Below are 759 nucleotides of genomic sequence, written 5' to 3'. Positions count from 1 at the left end.
CACGTTGACCACGGTAAAACTACCCTGACAGCTGCACTGACTCGTGTTTGTGCAGAAGTATACGGTGGTACAGCGGTAGCATTTGACGGTATCGACAATGCACCTGAAGAGCGTGAGCGTGGTATCACTATCTCTACCTCACACGTAGAGTATGAATCACCGACTCGCCACTATGCGCACGTAGACTGCCCAGGCCACGCTGACTATGTTAAAAACATGATCACCGGTGCGGCGCAGATGGACGGTGCGATTCTGGTGTGTTCAGCTGCTGACGGCCCCATGCCGCAGACACGTGAGCACATCCTGCTGTCTCGTCAGGTAGGTGTACCTTACATCGTTGTGTTCCTGAATAAAGCGGACATGGTTGACGATGAAGAGCTGATGGAGCTGGTTGAGATGGAAGTGCGTGAGCTTCTGGATCAGTACGACTTCCCAGGTGACGACACGCCAATCATCGTTGGTTCTGCGCTGATGGCGCTGAATGGCGAAGATGACAACGAGCTGGGCACTAGTGCTGTCAAGAAGCTGGTTGAAGCGCTGGACAGCTACATTCCTGAGCCAGAGCGTGCGATTGACAAGCCGTTCCTGATGCCAATCGAGGACGTATTCTCTATCTCTGGTCGTGGTACTGTAGTAACTGGCCGTGTAGAGCGTGGAATTGTCAAGGCGGGGGAAGAGATCAAGATAGTTGGTATTCTGAATCTTATAAACATATCCGAGCCCACGAGACTAAGGCGAATATCGTATGCCGTGTTCTGA

The 759-nt window shown here is 52.2% G+C and carries 1 pseudogene; it reads left to right on the top strand.

Annotated elements, in window-relative coordinates:
* Positions 1-696 (top strand): annotated as a pseudogene (locus ADINL_RS13915) (GTP-binding protein); the annotation flags it as partial.
* Between the last annotated feature and the right edge of the window lie 63 nt (positions 697-759).

It is taken from the genome of Nitrincola lacisaponensis, assembly GCF_000691225.1.
In the GTDB taxonomy this organism is placed as follows: Bacteria; Pseudomonadota; Gammaproteobacteria; order Pseudomonadales; family Balneatricaceae; genus Nitrincola; species Nitrincola lacisaponensis.
The sequence above is the reverse complement of the archived record's forward strand: the minus strand, read 5'-3'. Positions and strand labels throughout refer to the sequence as shown.